This window comes from Cellulomonas wangleii (genome assembly GCF_018388445.1).
Taxonomy (GTDB): domain Bacteria; phylum Actinomycetota; class Actinomycetes; order Actinomycetales; family Cellulomonadaceae; genus Cellulomonas; species Cellulomonas wangleii.
Genome location: NZ_CP074405.1, coordinates 3,354,906 through 3,371,088, shown reverse-complemented (window position 1 = coordinate 3,371,088; position 16,183 = coordinate 3,354,906). Strand labels below are relative to the sequence as shown.

The following is a 16,183-nucleotide window of genomic DNA, read 5'->3' as shown; positions in this document are numbered from 1 at the left end:
AGGCGGGCCGTGGCGCGATGTGATCGCTCACACGGGCGCCCGCCCGCCCGGCGGTTTCCGCTCGTGGCCTGCGTCGACACCCGTGATCGAACCGCAACCAGAGACCGTTGACGTGTCCGTTGAGAACGTTCACACTCAACGCGTCACACGCATCCTGGACCGGTCGACGACGACGTCGGCCGCGCTGCTCGAGGAGGAGTTGCATGAAGGGCATCAACCGCGCGCGGACCGGCATGGCCGGTGTCGTCGCGACGTTCACGATCCTGGCCCTCGCCGCCTGTGGCGGCGGTTCCGACACGGCGGGCGACGGCGGCGACGGCGAGGACGGTGGGGGTGACGTCATCCGCGTCGGCTTCTCCCAGCTCGGTGCCGAGTCCGGCTGGCGCACCGCCAACACCGAGTCCGTCAAGGAGAGCCTGTCGGAGGAGAACGGCTTCGACCTGACGTTCGTCGACGCGCAGCAGAAGCAGGAGAACCAGATCAAGGCGCTGCGCGACTTCGTCGCCCAGGACGTCGACGTCATCGCGTTCTCGCCCGTGATCGAGACCGGCTGGGACGAGGTGCTGCAGGAGATCAAGGACTCCGGGATCCCCGTCGTGCTCGTCGACCGCACCGTCGACACCACGGTGGACGACCCGTTCGTCACGTGGATCGGTGCCGACTTCACGCAGGAGGGCACCACCGCCGGCGAGTGGGTCAAGGAGAACGCGCCCGACGCCAAGATCTTCGAGCTGCAGGGCACGCTCGGCTCCGGTGCGCAGGTGGACCGCGAGGAGGGCTTCGGCGAGGTCGTGGGCGAGCAGGTCATCGGCAAGGCGTCGGGCAACTTCACCCGCGCCGAGGGCAAGACCGCCGTCGAGGCGGCCCTGCAGGCGTACCCCGACATGACCATGATCTTCACGCACAACGACGACATGGGCCTCGGCGCCATCGAGGCCATCGAGGCGGCCGGCAAGGTGCCGGGCAAGGACATCCAGATCGTGTCCGTCGACGGTGTGCGCGACGGGCTGCAGGCGCTCGTCGACAAGAAGTTCAACTACGTCGTCGAGTGCAACCCGGTGTTCGGCGACCAGCTCGCCGAGCTCATCAAGAAGGTCTACGACGGCGAGGACGTGCCGAAGGAGACCATCGTCATCGACGAGGCGTTCGACCAGACCATCACGCAGGAGACGGTCGACGCCCGCGCGTACTGACACGTGACCGGTGCCCCGGACGGCAGGTGACCACCTGCCGTCCGGGTCCCGTCCGCAGGAAGGACACCGATGTCCGCACCACTGCCCGACGACGCGCGCGGCGACGCGCTCGACGACACCCCCGGCGACGCGCTCGACGACGACCGTGCCCCCGGCCGCCCCACGACATCCGGCCCCCACAGCGGTGCGCCGGTCGTGCAGATGAGCGGCATCTCCATCTCCTTCCCGGGCGTCAAGGCGCTCGACGACGTGTCGTTCCGGCTGTTCCCGGGCGAGGTGCACGCGCTCATGGGGGAGAACGGTGCGGGCAAGTCGACCCTGATCAAGGCGCTGACCGGTGTGTACACGATCGACGCCGGGCACATCGAGGTCGACGGCCGCGACCTCCGGTTCGACGGGCCCAGCCAGGCGCAGGCCGCCGGCATCTCGACCGTGTACCAGGAGGTCAACCTCTGCGCGAACCTCACCGTGGCCGAGAACGTCATGCTCGGCCACGAGGTGCGCCGCGGGCCGTTCATCGACTGGCGGGCCACGCGCCGGCGCGCGGCGGAGTTCCTCGCCCGTCTCAACCTGGACCTCGACCCGCGCTCCATGCTGTCGTCGCACACCATCGCGGTGCAGCAGCTGTGCGCCATCGCCCGCGCGCTGGTCGTCGACGCCAAGGTCCTCATCCTCGACGAGCCGACGTCCAGCCTCGACAACGCCGAGGTCGCCGAGCTGTTCCGCGTCGTGCGCCGCCTGAAGGACGAGGGCGTGGCCGTGCTGTTCGTCTCGCACTTCCTCGACCAGATCTACGAGATCTCGGACCGCGTCACCGTGCTGCGCAACGGCAGGTTCGTCGGTGAGCACCGCATCGAGGACCTGCCGCGACGCGAGCTCATCGCCGCCATGATCGGCAAGTCCGGCGACGCGCTGGCGGGCATCGAGGAGAAGGCGCGCTCGACCATCACCATCCACTCCGAGCGCGAGACGCCGTTCCTCACCGCGGTCGGGCTCGGCAAGTCCGGCTCCGTCCAGCCGTTCGACGTCAACCTGTACGCCGGGGAGATCCTCGGGGTGGCTGGCCTGCTCGGCTCGGGCCGCACCGAGATGGCGCGGCTGCTGGCCGGCGCCGACCGCCCCGACGCCGGGGAGGTCCGCGTCCAGAGCGTGCTCACCCGCCTGACGTCGCCGCTCGCCGCCCTCGCCCGTGGCATCGCGTACTCCACCGAGGACCGCAAGAAGGAGGGCATCGTCGCCGACCTCACGGTCCGCGAGAACATCGCCCTCGCCCTGCAGGCCCGCCGCGGCACCTGGCGTCCCCTGCCGCGCCGGCAGCTCGACGACGTCGTCGCGAAGTACATCACCGCCCTGCAGATCAGCCCGCCGAACCCGAACGCGCTGATCCGCAACCTGTCGGGCGGGAACCAGCAGAAGGTGCTGCTCGCCCGCTGGCTGGCCACCGCGCCGCGCCTGCTCATCCTCGACGAACCGACGCGCGGCATCGACGTCGGTGCCAAGGCCGAGATCCAGAAGCTCGTGACCGAGCTGGCCCAGGACGGCATGTCCGTCGTGTTCATCTCCTCCGAGCTCGAGGAGGTCCTGCGCCTGAGCCAGCGGCTCGTCGTGATGCGGGACCGGGAGAAGGTCGACGACCTCGTCAACACCGACGACGTGACCACGTCGACCATCCTCGAGACCATCGCCGCGACCGTCCCCCCGAGCGGAGCCCACGCATGACCCCGACCACCCCCGCGCCCGCCCCCGCGGCGTCCCGCGGTGCCGCCGTCTGGCGCGAGGTCACCCACCACGGCCTGTTCTGGCCGCTCCTCGCGCTGGTCCTGCTGATCCTCGCCTGCGGTGTGGCGAGCCCCGGCTTCCTCGACGTCACGGTCCGTGACGGGCACCTGTTCGGCCAGCTCGTCGACCTGCTGCGCAACAGCGCCACGCCGCTGCTGCTCGCGCTCGGCATGTGCCTCGTCATCGCGACCGGTGGCATCGACCTGTCCGTCGGCGCGGTCATGGCGATCGCGCTCGCGGTGTCGCTCACGTACCTCGACAACGCGGCCGACCCGCGGTCCGTCGCCACGGTGCTCACGGCGATCGTCCTCGGGCTGGCCGTCGGGGCGCTCGGCGGGGCGTTCAACGGGGCGATGGTCGCCGGGCTGGGCATCCAGCCGTTCATCGCGACGATGATCCTCATGGTCGCCGGGCGCGGCATCGCGATGCTCATCACGCAGGGGCAGATCACCACGGTCACGAGCCCGCCGTTCAAGACCATCGGCTCCGGGTTCTTCCTGGGCGTGCCGACGCCGGTCGTCATCGCGATCGCCGCGTTCGTCGTCGTGGCCGTGGTGGTGCGGCGCACCGCGCTGGGCATGTTCCTCGAGTCGATCGGCATCAACCGCGAGGCCAGCCGGCTCGCGGGCGTCCGGTCACGGCGCACCACGTGGACCGTCTACGTCATCGCCGGTGTGCTCGCCGCGCTGGCCGGCCTGGTCTACGGCGCGCCGACGATGGCGGCCGACGCCAACAACATCGGCCTGATGAAGGAGCTCGACGCGATCATGGTCGTCGTGCTCGGCGGCACCAAGCTCGACGGCGGCCGGTTCTACCTGGGCGGCCTGCTGGTCGGCGCCATGCTGCTGAGCACGCTGGAGCGTGCCGTCATCATCTTCCAGCTCCCGTCGCAGACCACCCCGCTGTTCAAGGCCCTCGTGCTCATCGCGGTGTGCGTGGCGGCGTCGCCGACGCTGCGCGCCATGCTGCGGGGACGACGGCGCGCCGACCGGGAGGACGCCCCCGCCGCCCCGGTGGACACGACGACCGCCGCGGAGGTGACGGCATGAGCACCGACGAGATGGTCCGCACGCCACGGACGGCCGTGGCGACGCGCGCGCGCCGGGCGCTGAGCGGGTTGGACCGCCGGTTCCTGCCCGTGCTGGGCACGCTGCTCACGCTCGCGCTGATGCTCGGCATCGGGCAGCAGCGGTACTCCACCGAGCGCGTCGACTTCGTCAGCATGAAGCTGCTGTCGAACCTGCTGGTCGACAACTCCTACCTGCTGGTCCTCGCGGTCGGCATGACGTTCGTGATCCTCACCGGCGGCATCGACCTGTCCGTCGGGGCCGTCGTCGCACTCGTCGGGCTGTCGATCGCCGAGATGTTCACCGCCGGGCTGCCGCTGCCGGTCGTGCTCGTCGTCGGCGTGCTGATCGGCACGTCGTGCGGGCTGCTCATCGGCGTGATGGTGCAGGTGTTCGACATCCAACCCTTCATCGCGTCGCTCGCGGTGATGTTCCTCGCGCGCGGCCTGGCGAACGTCATCAGCGTCAACTCGCTGAAGATCGACGACGAGGGGTTCTCGGCGCTCGCGGCGTGGGGCCTGAAGTTCGGCGAGGGGCGCCAGCTGTGGCGCATCAACGCCAGCATGCTCATCGCGCTGGCGGTGCTGCTCATCGCGTTCCTCGTCCTGCACTACACGCGGTTCGGCCGGTCCGTGTACGGGCTGGGCGCCGGTGACGGGGGAGCGGCCGTCAACCTCATGGGCCTGCGGCCCGCGCGCACCCGCGTGTGGGTGTACGTCATCTCCGGCACGTGCGCCGGCATCGCGGGCGTGCTGTTCGCGCTGTACACCAAGTCCGGGTTCAACCTCACCGGCGTCGGCATGGAGCTCGACGCGATCGCGGCGGTCGTCATCGGCGGCACGCTGCTGTCCGGCGGCGTCGGGTTCGTGCTCGGCACCGGCGCCGGCGTGCTCGTGTACGGGCTGATCCAGGTGCTCATCGCCCGCGAGGGCCTGGACTCCTGGTGGACCCGGGTGTTCATCGGCGTCGTGCTGCTCGCGTTCGTCATCCTGCAGCGGGTGCTGGCGGTCCGCCGCCGCTGAGGCGCCGCCCTCCGACGACGAGAGAGGTCGACCCAGCGCTCGGGCTGGGTCGACCTCTCTCGCCGGTTCCGGGGGGTCAGGCGTAGGCGGCCACCGTGCGGGGACCGACGGCCTGCCGGGCGCGAGCGGCCGCCCCGGCGGTCGCCAGGAGGCTCGCGACGCCCCACAGGACCAGCGCGACGACCGCCCCGAGCAGCGACGCGGAGGACTCGTCGACGATCGTGCCGAGGGCGTCGGCCGTGGGTGCCAGGGGCAGCCAGCCGACGACCGACCCGACCCAGGTGGGCACCGTCGCGGCGAGCCCGGCGACGAGGTACACGAACGCCGCCACGACGCCGACGATGCGGCCGGCGGTGCCGAACCACGCGCCCACGGCCTGGTGGAACGCCGCCAGGGCGACGGCGGCGACGGCCCCGACCGCCACGAGCCCGAGCGTGCGGCCCAGGCCCTGGTCGGTCAGGCCGCCGGCGAGGGCGCCGACGGCGGCACCGGCCACGGCCGAGACCGCCGCCGGGAGCGCCAGGGCGCCGGCCGCCTGGGCGAACGCGGAGCGGGTCGAGCCGGCGACGCGCACGGGCAGCGGCCGGAAGACCAGGAAGAGCACCAGCGCGCCGACCCACAGGGCCACGGCCACCAGGACCGACACCTGGCCCAGGGGGGCCGAGACCGTCGTCGTGGGTGCCGCCACCGGTGCGGTCACCACCTTGGCCAGGTTCGCGCGCTGGTCCTCGGGCGTGGTGGGCAGCTGCTCGACCGCCTGGCCCAGCCCGGTGCCGAGCTCCGCCGTGCCGGTCGCGAGCTGCGTCGCGCCGTCGTTCGTCTGCCGCACGCCGTCGGCGAGCTGGGTGCTGCCGTCGGCGAGCTGCTCGGCACCGCTGTCGAGCTGCGCGACGCCGGCCGCGAGCTGCGAGGACCCGCCCGCGAGCTGCGAGGCGCCGCCGGCGAGGGTCGACGCGCCGTCCGCCAGGCCCGTGGTACCCGCGGAGAGCTGGTCGAGGCCGTCGGCCAGCGCGGTGGCGCCGCCCGCGAGCTGCTGCGCGCCGGTGTCGAGCGCGGCGGCGCCGCCGGAGAGCTGCTGGAGGGTGGCCACGAGGCCCGGGTTCTCGGGTGTGCCGTCGCCGTCGAGCGCAGCGGTGATCCCGCCCGCGAGGCGCCCCGTCCCGGAGGCGAGCTCGTCGAGCTGCGTCATCTGCTCCTCGAGCGTGTCGATCTGCGACTCCAGGACGCCCTGCTGGACGAACAGTGGGAGGCAGGTGGGCGTCGGCGCCGCGGCGTCGCAGGCCGCGGCCTCGATGCCCTGCTCGACCCGGGTGAGACCACCCTGGGCCTGGGCCAGGAACGTGTCGAGGTCGGCACGGGACGCGGCGACCTTGCCCGCGAGCTGCCGGGCTCCCGCGGCGAGCGCGGGCAGACCTGCCGGGTCGCTCACCCCGGCCGCGGTCTGCGCCAGCCCGCCCGCGAGCTGCGACGTCCCGGCGGCGAGCCCAGCGGCCCCGGTCGCGAGCTCCCGCGCGCCGTCCGCCGACTGCCCCGCCCCGTCCGCGAGCTCCTGCGCCCCGCCGGCGAGGGTCCGTGCCCCGCCGGCGAGCTGCTGCGTGCCCGTCGCGAGGTCGTACGACCCGCCGCGCAGCTGCTCCGTGCCGTCGGCGAGGGCCGTGGCACCGCCGGCGAGCCCGTCGGCGCCGGTCGCGAGCTGTCCCGTGCCCGCCGCGAGCTGCGCGGCGCCGTCGGCCAGCTGCGTCGCGCCGTCGGCGGCCCCGCCGAGCTGCTCGCTGAGCGTCGTGAACCCGACCAGCACGTTCTCGATGTACGTGGTGGTCAGCTGCTGCCCCAGCACGCGCGTCGCGGTCGTCGTCACGGTCGAGGTGATGACCTGGTCGACGGCGGTGGCCCCCGGGGGCGACGTGATGTCGATGGTGGCCTGCTCGGCCGTGCCGTCGCCGGACGCGAACGACGTGGCCGCGGCCGAGAAGTTCTCCGGGATCGTCACGACGGCGGCGTACGTGCCGTCGGCCAGGCCGGCGGTCGCGTCGGCCTCGTCGGTGACCACCCAGTCGTAGGTGGTGTCGGTCTCGGAGCCGTCGACGAGGGCCCCGGCGAGCTGCCGGCCGAGCGGCGTGTACTGCCCCTCGAGCGTCACGGGCTCGTCCTCGTTGACGACGGCGGCCTGCACGCGCGCCAGCCCGTCGGCGGGCGCCCACGCGGCGGCGAGCAGCAGCACGACCAGCGCGAGCGGTGCCGCGAGGGCGACGACGACGGCGGGCCAGCGCCGGTCGGACGGGCGGGACACCGGGGTGCGGGACATCGGGGTTCCTTCCTGCGCGCTCACGCGAGGACGCCGGTCTGCGGCGCGAGGGTGGTCACGGTGGTGCCGTCGGGCAGCAGGTCGTCCGCGGCGCCGGTGCCGACGACGCCGAGCAGGAGCGTCGCCCCCGCGTCGACGGCGCGGGCGAGCGCCGCCGCGACGTGTGCCCGCTCGTGCGGGTCGGTGACGAGGTCGGTGCGGTCGACCGCCAGGACGGCCGGCTTCTCGGCCACCGCCGCGTCGAGCGCGTCGACGCCCTCGGTGCGCAGGTCGACGTACCCGACCCGGCGCCGCACGGCGGCCGCCCGCACGGGCAGCAGGTACCCGTCGACCTTGAGGTCGCCGCCGGCCGGGGCGAGGCGCCCGGCGACGGTGAGCAGCAGCGCCGCGACGCGGGCCGGCTCGTCGGCGTGCGCGACGAGCGCGTCGCCGCGGCGCACCGCGAGGTCGAGGACGTCGCTGCCGTCGGCTGCGGCCAGGCGCAGCCCGCGCGCGGCGACGACGACGTCGGGGTCCTCCGGCCAGCGGGCCATGCTCAGCTCGCGGTGCAGGGCCTCGCCCTCCACGTCGAACGACGGCAGCGCGCGGTCCAGCCGGCGCGGCATCCACCACGCGCGGTCGCCGAGGATCTGCAGGACGGCCGGGACGAGCGTCATCCGCACGACGAAGGCGTCGACCGCGACGCCGACGGCGAGCCCCAGGGCGATGGGCTTGATGTTGATGTCGCCCTCGGGGACGAAGGCGAAGAACACCGCGACCATGATGACCGCGGCGGCGGTGACCACCTTGGCGGACCCGACGAACCCGCTGGCGATGGCGCCGCGCGCGTCACCGGAGTGCACGTAGTCCTCGCGGATGCGGGACACCAGGAAGACCTCGTAGTCCATCGCCAGCCCGAACAGCACGCCCATGAGGACGATCGGCATGAACGAGATGATCGGGCCGAGCTTGGCGACGTGCAGCAGGTCGGCGCCCACGCCGTGCTCGAAGACGCTGGTGACGACGCCGAACGCGGCGGCCACCGACAGCAGGTACCCGAGGGTGGCCTTGAGCGGCACCGCGATCGAGCGGAACACCATCGTCAGCAGGACGAGCGACAGCCCGACGACGAACACCGCGAACGGCAGCAGCGCCGCGCCGAGCTTGGCGGACACGTCGATGCCGACGGCCGTGAAGCCCGTGACCGACAGGTCGAAGCCGTACTCGTCGAGGATGTGGGGGCGCAGCTCGCGGATCGCGTTGACCAGCTCGGCGGTCTCCGGGTCGGTCGGCCCCGTGGTGGGCACGACCTGCACGATGCCGGTGTCGATCGACGCGTTCGGCGTGGCCAGCGGGACGTCCTCGACGCCGGGCAGGGCGCGCAGCTCGTCGGCGACGTCCTCCATGAGCTGCAGCGGGTCCTCGCTGGTGACGATGCTGCCGGTCACCACGAGCGGGCCGTTGGCGCCGGGGCCGAAGTGGTCGGTGATCCGGTCGTAGGTGACGCGCGCCGACGAGTCCTCGGGCTGGACGCCGGCGTCGGGCAGGGCGAGGCGCAGGTCGAGCGCCGGGAACGCGAGCGCGAGCAGCGCGCCGACGGTCACCACGACGGTGATCCACGGGCGGGCGGTCGCGAGGCGGACCCAGCCGGCGAAGAAGCGGTTGTGGTGCGGGGGCAGGTCCCAGTCGTCGCCGGACGTGGCGTGGGCGGCAGCGGGCGCCGCTGCGGCGGCCGGGGTGCCCGTCGCCGGGGTCGTCGCGGCGCGCCGGGCGCGGCGCGAGGGGCGCGGGCGCAGCCGCTCGCCGGCGAACCCGAGCATCGCGGGCACGAGCGTGATGGACACCAGCACGGCGATGCCGACGGCGACGGCACCCGCGACGCCCATCACGGTGAGGAACGGGATGCCGGCGACGCCGAGGCCCACGAGCGCGATCATGACCGTGAGGCCCGCGAAGATCACGGCGGAGCCCGCGGTCGCGTTGGAGCGGGCCGCGGCCTCCTGCGGTGGCAGACCCGTGGCGAGCAGCTCGCGGTGCCGCGAGACGATGAACAGCGCGTAGTCGATGCCGACGGCCAGGCCGAGCATGAGCGACAGCAGCGGCGTGGTGCTGGTGACCGACGTGAAGGCGGCCGCGACGAGCACGAGCAGCGTGGACAGCCCGACGCCGAGCAGCGCGTTGAGCAGCGGCATGCCGGCCGCGGCGAACGAGCCCAGCGTGACCAGCAGGACGACGAACGCGACCGCGACACCGAGCGCCTCGGTGATCGTCAGGCCGGGGAACTCCTGCGAGAAGAGCTGCCCGCCGATCGTCGCCTCGTAGCCGTCCGGCAGCGCGGTGTCGAGGTCGGCGGCGATGTCGCGCAGGCCGTCCTTGACGTCGTCGCCGATCGCGACGCCCTCGCCCTCGAGCGAGAGCGTCACCAGTGCGGCCTCACCGTCGTCGCTGACCGGGGTGGCACCGGGCCCCTCGGAGTCGAAGGGTGACACGACGGACGTGACGCCCTCGACGTCCTCGAACGCGCCCACCGCGTCGGTGACGGCGTCGACCACGGCCGGGTCGTCGACCTGCGCGCCGTCCTCGCCGACCACGAGCACCTGCGCCGTCGTGCCCGCGGCCTCGGGGAACGTCGCCGCGAGGCGGTCGAGCGCGGCCTGCGACTCGGTCCCGGGGATGGTCACCGAGTTGTCGAGCTTGCCGCCGAGGAGCAGGGCGCCGCCCCCGACGAGCACGAGGAGCGCCAGCCAGGCGGCGACGACGGCGCGGCGCCGGGCGAATGCCGAGCGGCCGAGGCGGTAGAGCGCAGAGGACACAGGGGCTCCTGGGTCGGTGGGGTAGGAGGACGACGGTGTCCGGTCGGCGCGCGTGCACGGTGAGCCGATACAGGACTGTATGCGATACAGGTGTGTATCGAAACCGCTACGCTCGTCCTCGTCACGCAAGGACCCGGCCGGAGGAGTGTGAGGGCATGGCGGGCACCGGAGCCGCCCCCGCGCCTGCCGCGGACCCGGCCGTCTCGCCGCGTCGGCAGCACACGCGCGAGCGGCTGCTCGACGCGGCGTTCGACCTCTTCGCGGACGAGGGAGTCGACGCCACCTCGATCGAGGCCGTCTGCGAGCGCGCGGGGTTCACCCGCGGCGCCTTCTACTCCAACTTCGAGAGCAAGTACGCCCTCCTGCTGGCCCTGGCCGCGCGCGAGCACGGGCGCCGGCTGAGCGAGCTGCGGGGCGCGCTGGCCGCCGCCCAGGCGGAGTTGGGGCACGGCACGGGCAGCGACCTCGACGTCGACTCCCTGAGCCGCTTCCTCGAGATCCTGCTCGAGCGCATGTCCGACGACCGCCGCTGGCGGGTCATCAGCGCCGAGCTGACCCTGCTGGCGATGCGCCAGCCCGCGATCGCGCGGCACCACCACGACCTGGACCGGCAGATGACCGACGAGGTCGCCGACGAGATCGAGCGGCTGATGCCGGTGCTCGGCCGCCGGCTGGTGCTGCCCGCGCGCCAGGTGCTGCGCGTGCTCACCGCCGGGTACATGGCCGACCTCAGCGCCGCGGACCTCTCGGGCGGCCCGCAGCCCGCCGCCCGCGCGCGGGAGCAGGCCGCGGCGTGGCTCCCGACGGTCGTCGACCGTCTGACCGAGCCCGTCTGACCGAGCCCGTCTGACCGGGGCCGTCTGACCGGGCCTGTCCGACCGAGCCTGTCCGAGCGAGCCTGTCCGACCGAGCCTGTCCGACCGAGCCCCGCGGTCAGGCGGGGTACGCCGCCGACAGCGCCGTGTGCTGCGCCCGGGTGAGCGGCACCACCACCCCGTGCTTCGTGTTCGGCGGCAGGACGAGCGCGCCGTCCGGCACCTCCTGCCAGTCGCCGGACGCCAGGTCGTCGGTGCGCAGCGCGACGTAGCCCTGCGGCCGCACGGAGTACTGGTCGAGCCACAGGTACCACGTGCCGGTGCGGTGGTCGCGGAACACCAGCGGTGCCTCGACGTGGTCGAACCGGTGGTCCAGCAGGCGCGAGGCCAGCACCTCGAAGTCGTCGGCGTCCAGCGCGGAGCCCACCTCGTGGAAGGCCTTCAGGGAGTCCGGTGCGTCGGCGTCCTGCTTGGAGAAGCGGTGCACCCGGCCGTCCGGTGACAGCGACGCCGGGACGACGGTGGTGTCGATGACGCCCGTCCCCCGGTCGATGAGGACGCGTGCCGGTGAGGCGGTGCGGAAGTCGCGGGTCCGCACCACCAGGACGCGCGAGTACGCGGCCGTCGTGTGCGCGGGGTCGTCGTCGGGGTACAGCGACGACGAGAACGTCACCGCGAACTCGCCGGTCGACGGGTCGTACGTCGCCTCGGGTGCCCAGGCCATGCCCGCCCGCGGCGGCGCGACCTCGAGCAGCCACGGCTCCGACCAGTGCACGAGGTCGGTGGAGCGCCACACCACGAGGTCCCGGCTGCCGTGGCGGGTCCACGCGTCCCAGCCGGCGTCGTCGCCGCCGTAGATGCGCAGGTCGGTGGCGAGGAGGAACCACTCGCCGTCCCCGGCGACGAGGTACGGGTCGCGCACCCCCGTCGTGCCGAGGTCGGACCGCAGCACGGGCCGGCCGCCGTTGGCGCGCCGCCAGCGCAGCGGGTCGTCGCCCTGCGACAGCGAGAAGTAGATCTGCTCGCCGTACCCGTCGGGGTCCTCGACGTGGTGCACCAGCAGGTAGCCGTACTGCTCGTCCATCGGAGCTCCTCGAGGGCCGGCGGTTCGTCGTGCGCGCCGGGGGAAGGGGAGGACTGGATCGACCTCTCGCGGGGAGGGGTCGATCCAGCCCGTTCCGGGGTGGGTCAGGCGAGGGTCGCGGTGCCCGCCAGGGCGGTCCAGGACTCCGGGGCGAGGCGGACGGTGGTCGTGCCGGTCGTCGTCGCCGTGACGGGCGCGGCGTCGAGGGTCGTGACGTGCTCCGCCTCGACCTTCGCCGCGTGCGCCGGGCCGTGGACCGCGGGCTCGTGGTCCGCGGTGACCTGCACACCCCCGCCGAGGGTCAGGGCGACGCCCGGGTGGCGCAGCTCGACCTCGACGGGCTCGGCCGTGCGGTTGACGAGGAAGACGCCCAGCTCGCCGGCGTCGGGCTCACCGGCCCACGTCACGGCCGCCGTCACGGTCGGCACGTCGCCGTGGCGCCGGGTCGTGAGGGTGGGCGCCTGCACGCGCACGTCGAGCGCGTCCCCCTGCGCGAGGCGGGCCGTGGCCGCGAACGGGTGGAACGTCGGCTGCTTCCAGGCCTCGCCGCCCGGCTCGGTCATGATCGGGGCGATGACGTTGACGAGCTGCGCGAGGCACGCGACGGGCACGCGGTCGGCGTGGTTGAGCAGCGTGACCAGCAGGTCACCGACCACGACGGCGTCGAGGCCCGAGTAGACGTCCTCGATGATGCGCGCGGGCTGGTGCTGCAGCGGCAGGTTGGTCTCGCCCGGGAACCGCGACTCGAGGTACCAGACGTTCCACTCGTCGAACGAGATCGTGATCCGCTTGTCCGAGCGCTTGCGGGCGCCCACCGCGTCGGCCGACGCGACGACGCGACGGATGAAGCGGTCCATGCCCGTCGCGGAGCCGAGGAACGAGGCGCGGTCGCCGTCCAGCTCCTCGTAGTACGCGTGCATCGAGATGTGGTCGACCAGGTCGTACGTGTACGACAGGACCGTCTGCTCCCACTCGCCGAAGGTCTCCATCTGCATGGAGGACGACCCGCAGACGACGAGCTCGATCGACGGGTCGACGAGCTTCATGGCCTTGCCGGCCTCGGCGGCGAGCTTGCCGTACTCGTGGGCGTCCTTGTGGCCGATCTGCCACGGCCCGTCCATCTCGTTGCCGAGGCACCACAGCGTCACGCCGTAGGGCTCCTCGCGGCCGTTGGCGATGCGCAGGTCCGCCCAGCGCGAGCCGGCGACGCCGTTGCAGTACTCGACCAGGGCGGCCGCGGCCGCGACGCCGCGCGTGCCGAGGTTGACCGCCATCATCGGCTCGATGCCCTCGCGCTCGGCCCACTGCAGGAACTCGTCCGTGCCGACCAGGTTGGGCTCGACGGTCCGCCACGCCAGGTCGATGAACGGCTTGCGGTCCTCGACCGGCCCGACGCCGTCCTCCCAGACGTAGTTGGAGACGAAGTTGCCGCCGGGGTAGCGCACCATGGTCACGCCGAGCTCGTGCGTGAGGTCGGCGACGTCGCGCCGGAAGCCGTGCTCGTCGGCCGTGGCGTGCTCCGGCTCGTAGATGCCGGTGTAGACGGCGCGTCCCAGGTGCTCGACGAACGAGCCGAACAGGCGACGGTCGATGGCGCCGGTGCGGAAGTCGGGGTGCAGCAGGACGGTGGCGTGCGGGGTCATCGCGGAGCTCCGATTCGAATTCACAACGTTGTAAACGGGTTCAGCATAGCGCCGCCCCGGGGTGCGCCCGGCGGTACCTGGGCTACTGTGACCCACGCGACGGAACGCGCTTTCCGCACGGTGCGGCACGCACCGCGGACGCCGCCCGCGCCCCATCGTCGACGCCGCCGGAGGACACCTGTGACTGAGCCGACCGACCCCCGCACGCTCGACCAGAACCCCACCGCCCCGCGGCCGCCGTCCGCGCGCCGCACGCAGGGCGACCCGTCCGTCGTGCCCACCTTCGCGCCGCCGCCGCCCGGACGACGCCGCCGGCGTCACGCCGTGGTCGGCACCGGCCACCGCGCGGGCATGTACGTCGGGGCGCTCACCGGCGACCACGCGGACGTCGCCGAGCTCGTCGCGTGGTGCGACACGAACCCCGCCCGCATGGCGTACCACGACGCGCAGGCGGGGGCCGCCCTCGGCCTCGGTGGCCCGGCGGGCCTGCCGCAGTACGGCCCCGACGACCTCGAGCGCATGATCGTCGAGGAGCGGGTCGACGTCGTCGTCGTCACCACGCCCGACGCGACGCACGCCGACCTCGTCGCGCGGGCGCTCGACGCGGGTGCGGACGTCGTGGTCGAGAAGCCCCTGACGACGACGGTGGAGGGCTGCCGCACCATCACGCGCGCCGTCGCCCGCACGGGCCGCGACGTCGTCATGACCTTCAACTACCGCTACGCGCCGCGGAACTCCGCGCTGCGCGAGGTGATCGCGTCGGGGGAGATCGGGCGCGTGACGTCCGTGCACTTCGAGTGGGCGCTGGACACCGTGCACGGAGCCGACTACTTCCGTCGCTGGCACCGGGACAAGCGGATGTCCGGCGGGCTGCTCGTGCACAAGTCGAGCCACCACGTCGACCTCGTCAACTGGTGGCTGCAGGACGTCCCGGCACGCGTGTTCGCGTCGGGCGGGCTGCGGTTCTACGGGGACGCCAACGCGGCCGAGCGGGGCATGGGGCCGCGCCCGGAGCGCGGCACCGGCGCGCAGGGTGATCCCTGGTCGCTCGACCTGACCCGCGACCCGCGGCTGCGGGCGCTGTACCTCGACGCCGAGCAGCACGACGGGTACCGCCGCGACCAGGACGTCTTCGCACCCGGGATCACCATCGAGGACAACATGGCCGTGCTCGTCGACTACGCGGGTGGTGCGACCCTCACGTACTCGCTCACCGCGCACAGCCCCTGGGAGGGCTACCGGGTCACCGTGAACGGCACCCGGGGGCGGGCCGAGCTGGAGGTGGTCGAGCGGGGCGCGGTCGTGCTCGACGACGACGGGCACGCCGTCCTCGACCCCTCGGCCACGCCCGAGGCCGTGCAGGCGGCGGGCGGGCGGCCCGCGGGGGAGCGGCTGCTGGTCCAGCAGCACTGGGGTGCGGCGCGCGAGTGGCCGATCCCGGCGGGCGTCGGCGGGCACGGCGGCGGCGACGCGATCCTGCTGATGGACGTCTTCCGGCGGGACCTGCGCGAGGGGCCCGACCGGCTCGGGCGCGCCGCCGGCTACCGCGACGGGCTGCGGGCGGTGGTGGTCGGCATCGCCGCCAACCGGTCCATGGCCACCGGGCTGCCGGTGCGCGTCGAGGACCTGGGGCTGGCGGACGACGTCGCCCTGACGCCCGCGGGTGAGTCGGTGCCCGGCGTCGCGTCGTCGGCCGCCGGAGGAGGCATGCTGGACACATGACCAGTCTTCCCGGTGGGGTGTCCGTCAGTCGGCTGCGCGTGTACGACTGGCCGGCGCCCGACGGGGTCGGCCGCGCCGGGAGCGGCACACCGCACCTGCACGTGGCCTCGACGGAGGCGTACGTCGTGCTGTCCGGCACCGGCGCGCTGCACACGCTCGGCCCGGAGGGGTTCGTCGAGCACCCGCTCCGGCCGGGCGTGGTCGTCACGGTCCAGCCCGGCGTCGTCCACCGGGCCGTCAACGACGGCGACCTCGAGGTGCTCGTCGTCATGTCGAACGCCGGGCTGCCCGAGGCGGGCGACGCGGTCATGACGTTCCCGCCCCCGGCCCTCGCGGACACGGTGACGTACCGGGACGCCGCGGCGCTGCCGGTCGGCGGTGCGCACGCCGAGGTCACCGACGAGCACGTGGCCCAGGCGGTCCGGGCACGGCGGGACCTGGCGCTGCAGGGCTACGGCCAGCTGCTGCAGGCGGCGGCGCGGCACGGTGCGGCCGCGGCGCTGCGGCCGTTCCACGAGGCCGCGGTGCGTCTGGTGCGACCCTCGGTGCCCCACTGGCAGGACCTGTGGGGCCGCACGGCGTTCGCCGCGACCGACGCGACCGCGGCAGTGCTCGAAGGGCTGATGCGCGGGGCCGCGCCGCACCTCGCCCACGGTCGTTCCGAGCGGGTCGAGTCCGACCCCGCGCCCCGCCGGTACGGCATGTGCGGTCGGATGGAGACCTGGGACCTGCGCTGACGGTCGGCGCCCCGGCGGTGGGGT

The 16,183-nt window shown here is 73.7% G+C and carries 11 protein-coding genes; 7 read left to right on the top strand and 4 right to left on the bottom strand.

Annotation, left to right across the window (positions count from 1 at the left end):
* Positions 1 to 203 precede the first annotated feature (203 nt).
* The 4 genes from KG103_RS15495 to KG103_RS15480 all read left to right on the top strand — a co-directional run bounded on the left by KG103_RS15495 (position 204) and on the right by KG103_RS15480 (position 5,061).
* Positions 204 to 1,193 carry an ABC transporter substrate-binding protein gene (locus tag KG103_RS15495; RefSeq protein WP_207339404.1) on the top strand — a complete coding sequence of 330 codons (990 nt, stop codon included), beginning with the start codon at positions 204 to 206 and terminating at the stop codon, positions 1,191 to 1,193.
* A 201-nt stretch (positions 1,194 to 1,394) separates the two neighbouring features.
* Positions 1,395 to 2,912 (top strand): sugar ABC transporter ATP-binding protein, encoded by a 1,518-nt coding sequence (locus tag KG103_RS15490; protein WP_207339886.1) that lies wholly within the window; start codon positions 1,395 to 1,397, stop codon positions 2,910 to 2,912.
* A complete protein-coding gene (locus tag KG103_RS15485) occupies positions 2,909 to 4,021 on the top strand; it encodes an ABC transporter permease (RefSeq protein ID WP_207339403.1) in 1,113 nt (370 codons plus the stop codon). The genes KG103_RS15490 and KG103_RS15485 overlap by 4 nt, the downstream gene beginning before the upstream one ends.
* Positions 4,018 to 5,061, top strand: a complete 1,044-nt coding sequence (locus KG103_RS15480; RefSeq protein ID WP_207339402.1) for an ABC transporter permease subunit — start codon at positions 4,018 to 4,020, stop codon at positions 5,059 to 5,061. The genes KG103_RS15485 and KG103_RS15480 overlap by 4 nt, the downstream gene beginning before the upstream one ends.
* 76 nt (positions 5,062 to 5,137) lie before the next feature.
* On the opposite strand, the gene KG103_RS15475 is transcribed toward KG103_RS15480, so the two are convergent.
* Both KG103_RS15475 and KG103_RS15470 read right to left on the bottom strand, forming a co-directional pair.
* Positions 5,138 to 7,366 (bottom strand): YhgE/Pip domain-containing protein, encoded by a 2,229-nt coding sequence (locus KG103_RS15475; protein ID WP_207339401.1) that lies wholly within the window; start codon positions 7,364 to 7,366, stop codon positions 5,138 to 5,140.
* Positions 7,367 to 7,386: 20 nt separating this feature from the next.
* Positions 7,387 to 10,158, bottom strand: coding sequence for an MMPL family transporter (locus KG103_RS15470; protein WP_207339400.1), 2,772 nt, complete (start codon positions 10,156 to 10,158; stop codon positions 7,387 to 7,389).
* Positions 10,159 to 10,313: 155 nt separating this feature from the next.
* Here KG103_RS15470 and KG103_RS15465 point away from each other — a divergent pair, with 155 nt between their 5' ends.
* Positions 10,314 to 10,994 carry a TetR/AcrR family transcriptional regulator gene (locus KG103_RS15465; protein ID WP_207339399.1) on the top strand — a complete coding sequence of 227 codons (681 nt, stop codon included), beginning with the start codon at positions 10,314 to 10,316 and terminating at the stop codon, positions 10,992 to 10,994.
* 97 nt (positions 10,995 to 11,091) lie between these two features.
* On the opposite strand, the gene KG103_RS15460 is transcribed toward KG103_RS15465, so the two are convergent.
* Together KG103_RS15460 and arfA are read right to left on the bottom strand one after the other, a co-directional pair.
* Entirely contained in the window at positions 11,092 to 12,057 is a 966-nt protein-coding gene (locus tag KG103_RS15460) for a glycoside hydrolase family 43 protein (RefSeq protein ID WP_207339398.1), read from the bottom strand.
* A gap of 104 nt (positions 12,058 to 12,161) precedes the next feature.
* Positions 12,162 to 13,700 (bottom strand): arabinosylfuranosidase ArfA, encoded by a 1,539-nt coding sequence (gene arfA / locus KG103_RS15455; protein WP_207339397.1) that lies wholly within the window; start codon positions 13,698 to 13,700, stop codon positions 12,162 to 12,164.
* Between the two features lie 180 nt (positions 13,701 to 13,880).
* On the opposite strand from arfA, the gene KG103_RS15450 reads away from it, so the two are divergent.
* Positions 13,881 to 15,422, top strand: a complete 1,542-nt coding sequence (locus KG103_RS15450) for a Gfo/Idh/MocA family protein (RefSeq protein ID WP_207339396.1) — start codon at positions 13,881 to 13,883, stop codon at positions 15,420 to 15,422.
* The gene (locus KG103_RS15445; protein WP_207339395.1) at positions 15,419 to 16,159 is read left to right on the top strand and encodes a cupin domain-containing protein; all 741 of its coding nucleotides are present in this window, start codon (positions 15,419 to 15,421) and stop codon (positions 16,157 to 16,159) included. Before KG103_RS15450 ends, KG103_RS15445 begins: the two co-directional genes overlap by 4 nt.
* Positions 16,160 to 16,183 lie beyond the last annotated feature (24 nt).

What these genes read in the sequence shown, in the direction of transcription:
- KG103_RS15445 (WP_207339395.1), top strand. Translation starts at nt 15,419, where the DNA reads ATGACCAGTCTTCCCGGTGGGGTGTCCGTCAGTCGGCTGCGCGTGTAC.
- KG103_RS15465 (WP_207339399.1), top strand. Translation starts at nt 10,314, where the DNA reads ATGGCGGGCACCGGAGCCGCCCCCGCGCCTGCCGCGGACCCGGCCGTC.
- arfA (WP_207339397.1), bottom strand. Translation starts at nt 13,700, where the DNA reads ATGACCCCGCACGCCACCGTCCTGCTGCACCCCGACTTCCGCACCGGC.
- KG103_RS15475 (WP_207339401.1), bottom strand. Translation starts at nt 7,366, where the DNA reads ATGTCCCGCACCCCGGTGTCCCGCCCGTCCGACCGGCGCTGGCCCGCC.
- KG103_RS15460 (WP_207339398.1), bottom strand. Translation starts at nt 12,057, where the DNA reads ATGGACGAGCAGTACGGCTACCTGCTGGTGCACCACGTCGAGGACCCC.
- KG103_RS15480 (WP_207339402.1), top strand. Translation starts at nt 4,018, where the DNA reads ATGAGCACCGACGAGATGGTCCGCACGCCACGGACGGCCGTGGCGACG.
- KG103_RS15490 (WP_207339886.1), top strand. Translation starts at nt 1,395, where the DNA reads ATGAGCGGCATCTCCATCTCCTTCCCGGGCGTCAAGGCGCTCGACGAC.
- KG103_RS15495 (WP_207339404.1), top strand. Translation starts at nt 204, where the DNA reads ATGAAGGGCATCAACCGCGCGCGGACCGGCATGGCCGGTGTCGTCGCG.
- KG103_RS15485 (WP_207339403.1), top strand. Translation starts at nt 2,909, where the DNA reads ATGACCCCGACCACCCCCGCGCCCGCCCCCGCGGCGTCCCGCGGTGCC.